This is a genomic window from Bifidobacterium sp. POST2/T3 (B1), assembly GCF_058197115.1.
The window spans coordinates 1-4,423 of sequence record NZ_JBVPQK010000224.1 but is presented as its reverse complement, the minus strand read 5'-3'; the positions used below and the strand labels follow the sequence as shown (position 1 = coordinate 4,423).

General features: G+C 61.9%; 4 protein-coding genes. All 4 read left to right on the top strand.

Features of this window, described 5'->3' with window-relative positions; genetic code table 11:
- Positions 1 to 1,230, top strand: a 1,230-nt coding sequence (gene gatA / locus AC0AP0_RS09455) for an Asp-tRNA(Asn)/Glu-tRNA(Gln) amidotransferase subunit GatA (RefSeq protein ID WP_490430278.1), incomplete at its 5' end; no start/stop codon positions are given.
- A 24-nt stretch (positions 1,231 to 1,254) separates the two neighbouring features.
- Complete coding sequence (gene gatB, locus AC0AP0_RS09450; RefSeq protein ID WP_490430277.1) at positions 1,255 to 2,757, top strand: Asp-tRNA(Asn)/Glu-tRNA(Gln) amidotransferase subunit GatB; 1,503 nt, start codon at positions 1,255 to 1,257, stop codon at positions 2,755 to 2,757.
- Positions 2,758 to 2,924: 167 nt separating this feature from the next.
- Positions 2,925 to 4,028, top strand: a complete 1,104-nt coding sequence (locus AC0AP0_RS09445; RefSeq protein ID WP_490430279.1) for a GNAT family N-acetyltransferase — start codon at positions 2,925 to 2,927, stop codon at positions 4,026 to 4,028.
- Entirely contained in the window at positions 4,025 to 4,339 is a 315-nt protein-coding gene (locus AC0AP0_RS09440; RefSeq protein ID WP_029678206.1) for a DUF2469 domain-containing protein, read from the top strand. Before AC0AP0_RS09445 ends, AC0AP0_RS09440 begins: the two co-directional genes overlap by 4 nt.
- Positions 4,340 to 4,423: the final 84 nt, after the last annotated feature.

Sequence of the window (4,423 nt, the reverse complement as noted above, 5' to 3'; positions counted from 1 at the left end):
TACGATGCCACCGTCATCAAGAAGCTCAAGGCCGCAGGCATGCCCATTCTGGGCAAGACCAACCTGGATGAGTTCGCCCAGGGGTCTTCCACTGAGCACTCAGCCTTCAAGCCCACACACAACCCCTGGGATACCGAGCGGGTCCCGGGCGGTTCAGGCGGCGGTTCGGCTTCGGCTGTCGGCGCCTTTGAGGCTCCGCTGGCCCTGGGCACCGACACTGGTGGGTCCATTCGCCAACCCGGATCCCTGACCGGCACCGTGGGTGTCAAACCCACCTATGGCGGTGTCTCCAGGTTCGGGGCCATCGCCATGGCATCCTCCCTGGATCAGATTGGTCCGGTCTCCAGGTCAGTGTTGGACGCCGCCCTGCTGCAGGAGATCATTGGTGGCTATGATCGCCGAGACTCCACCTCGATTCCCAAGCCGGTTCCCCCTCTGGCCCAGGCTGCTCGTCAGGGCCAGAAGCGCGATCTGAAGGGCCTCAAGGTGGGCCTGGTCAAGGAGCTGGGCGGCGAGGGCTATCAGCCCGGCGTCGAAGCCCGTTTCAACGAGGCTGTCTCGTTGCTGGAATCCATGGGCGCCGAGGTGGTTCAGGTCTCCTGCCCGCACTTCCCCTACGCGCTGGCTGCTTACTACATCATCATGCCCTCTGAGGTCTCCTCCAACCTGGCCCGTTACGATGGCATGCGCTACGGCCTGCGGGTCATGCCTCCCGATGGCGTTCCCCAGACGGCAGCCAACATGATGGCCGCCACACGCGAGGCCGGGTTTGGCGACGAGGTCAAGCGCAGGATCATCCTGGGTATCTATGCCCTCTCCGCCGGCTACTACGATGCCTGGTACGGCTCCGCTCAGAAGGTCCGCACCCTGGTCATCCGCGACTTTGAGAAGGCCTTCGAGCAGGCCGATGTCCTGGTATCGCCCACTTCGCCGACCACGGCCTTCCGTTTCGGCGAGAAGATGGACGATCCGCTGGCCATGTACCTGAACGATGTTGCTACTATTCCGGCCAACCTGGCCGGCACTCCGGCCATGTCGATTCCCGCCGGGCTCAGCGACGACGGGCTGCCTGTCGGCTTCCAGTTCTTTGCCCCCCAGATGCGCGATGAGGTCATGTACCGGCCTGCCGCCGCTCTTGAGGCGGCCCTGGAGGAGCAGTGGGGCGGACCCATCTCCCAGAAGTTGTCCACCCCCTGGCTGGATGGCCTGGCCCAGGGATCGAACAAGTAGGCATCGGAAGGAAACGGAATCACAATGGCTGAAAAACTTATGAAGTACGCCGATGCCGTGGCCAAGTACGACCCGGTGTTCGGCCTGGAGGTCCATGTCGAGCTCTGCACCAACACCAAGCTCTTCTGCCCGGCCCATATCGAGTTCGGCGGCGAGCCCAACACCCAGCTGACCCCGGTCTCCCTGGGCCTGCCCGGCAGCCTGCCTGTAGTCAACAAGACCGCCATCGACTATGCGGTCAAGCTGGGCCTGGCCCTGCACTGCAAGGTCAATGAGTGGAGCCAGTTCGCCAGAAAGAACTATTTCTATCCGGACATGCCCCGTGACTATCAGATCTCCCAATATGACAAGCCCCTGAATGGCGAGGGCTATCTGGATGTGGAGCTGGACGACGGCAGCATCTTCCGCGTGCCCATCGAGCGGGCCCATGTGGAGGACGATGCCGGCAAGAACACCCACGTAGGCGGGGCTGACGGCCGCATTGAGGGTGCCGATCACTCCTTGGTGGACTACAACCGTGCTGGTGTCCCTCTGGTCGAGATCGTGACCAAGCCTATCGAGGGCGCCGGGGCGCGTACCCCCGAGGTGGCAGGGGCCTACGTCCGGGCCATCCGAGACATCGTCCGGGCACTGGGCATCTCCCACGCCCGGATGGAGCAGGGCAACATGCGCGCCGACGTCAACGTCTCCCTGCACGCCGGGCCGGACGCCCCTCTGGGAACCCGGTCGGAGACCAAGAACGTCAACACCTTCAAGGGCATCGAGAAGACGCTGACCTACGAGATCCGCCGTCAGGCAGCCCTGCTGGAGTCCGGCGGGGAGGTGCTGCAGGAGACCCGCCACTGGGATGAGTCCACACAGACCACGGCAGGCGGCCGTGTCAAGACCGATGCCAACGATTACCGGTACTTCCCCGATCCTGACCTGGTCATGGTCCATGTGACCAAGGATCATATCGAGGAGCTCAAGGCTCAGATGCCGGAGATGCCGCGCGAACGCCGCGCCCGTCTCAAGAAGGAGTGGGATTTCACCGACAGACAAATGCAGGATGCGGTCAACGCCGATGCTGTGGACCTGATCGAGGATACGGTCAAGGCCGGCGCTACGGCTGCCGGAGCCCGCAAGTGGTGGCTGGGCGAGATCTCCCGCGAAGCTAACGCCCGTGGGGTCAGCCTGCAGGAGCTGCCTATTTCGGCTCAGGATGTTGCCGATGTGGAGCAGCTGATTGCCGACGGCAAACTCAATGACAAGCTGGCCAAGCAGACCGTCTCCGGCGTGCTGGCGGGCGAGGGCAAGCCCAGCGAGGTCGTCAAGAGGCACGGCTACCAGGTGGTTTCGGACGACGGGGCTCTGGATGCTGCCGTCGACCAGGCCCTTAAGGACAACCCGGACATCGTGGCCAAGCTCAAAGGCGGCAATATGAAGCCCATGGGCGCTATTATCGGAGCGGTCATGAGGGCCACCAAGGGCCAGGCCGATGCCAAGGCTGTCAGCAAGATCGTCATGGAGCGCATCGCTAAGTCCTGACCACGCCCGGTCCGCCGACCTGGTTCCATCGGATTCGGACCGGCGGACCTGCCCAGCCTCTCATGGTTTTCCCAGGGGCGAGGGATTACAATTGATTGCCATCGCAAGGTGGCGATCATGGAGGTGACGTGATGTCTATGAGCGGCAGGGGCAATGACCGACCGCAAATGCAATCCGAGGGATCTGACGACGTGGCGGACAGACAGCTGCCCGACCGGATTGAGATTCCCTACATCCGGGGCGAGATGTTGCACCTGCGGCCGGCCGTCATCGCCGATCTGACGGCAATGGACCAGCTGGAGGCCTTTTACAATTCCACCCGCATCACCGGTAAGGGGCCTAGCGCCGAACGAGCCGTGGTCAATGCCTGGGTGCGTCGATCGGTGGCCTGGTCCAAGGGTCTGGCTGCCCGTGATTCGGGTGTGGGCGATCCCGAGTCCCGCCGCACCCTGGCTTGGGCCATGGTCACTGATGCGGACACCGACCAGGACGGCTCGCCCGATGCTGATGCCACCAAGGGGGTCATCGGCATGATCTTCCTGATCGACGTGGACGGCTGGTCACGCTCGGCCAGAATCCAGGTGGTCCTGGGCAGGCACTTCCGCGGGCGTGGCTACTCTCGGGATGCCATGCCCAGAATCATGACCTACGGGTACGCGGCTGCTCCTACGGGTCTGGGTCTGCACCGGATTTGGGTGGCTGTGCCAGAGAAAAACACTCGCTCGATCTCTGTCTACCAGTCTCTGGGATTCATGATTTCGGGTACCTCCCGTGATGCGCTCTGGGATGCCGAGAACGGCAAGTATCAGGATCAGATCGTCATGGACGCTTTGGTTGACGAGTATGATCCCATCCGTTCTTTGAATGCTTTCGGCATGCACGTCATCCGCGAAAACCCCGGTGTGGCCGAAGCTCTTGTTGCACACGGATACGCGGCGGATGAGAATGGTGGTATAAGCGGGTCCGAGCCTGGGGAGTCCACCTTGGCATCTCAGGATTCGTCTGCATCAGGTGGCCCGCATTCAGACAAACCTGCTGAAGACCATGCAGGATCTGACAGCAGGAATGATGAGAGGGCAGACTCTGGTCAGACGGACGTCACAGATGCCGGGGATAAGCCTGATTCTGACGAATCTGTTGCCGAGCAGTCCGGCGAGGAGCATACGGCATCTGATTGGGCCTATGGGTCGGCTGAGGCCAAACGTTCCAAGCGTGCTTGGTGGCGTACGCTTGGTCATGGCCGTGATCGCGCGAATGGAGGTAGTCGATGAGTGCTGAGGATCTCGACAACTACGAGACCAACGCTGAACTGGCCCTGTACCGCGAGTACCGGGACGTGATCAAGCTGTTCACCTATGTGGTCGAGACCGAGCGGCGATTTTACCTGGCCAACAAGGTGGACTTCAACGTCCGGTCCGCTGGGCAGGATGTCTACTTCGACGTCCGGCTGACCGATGCCTGGGTCTGGGATGTCTACCGGTCCAGCCGGTTCGTCAAGAATGTCCGCATCGTCACCTTTAAAGATGTCAATGTGGAGGAAGTGCAAAAGACGGATATCGACATCCCCGATGCGTTGGGCTAAATATCGCTCAGGGGCGAGCATCATCACGTTTGTTCCACGCAATGGCGGGAATTCGTGTGGGAAGTCCCTCGGCAGCCTCTGGCC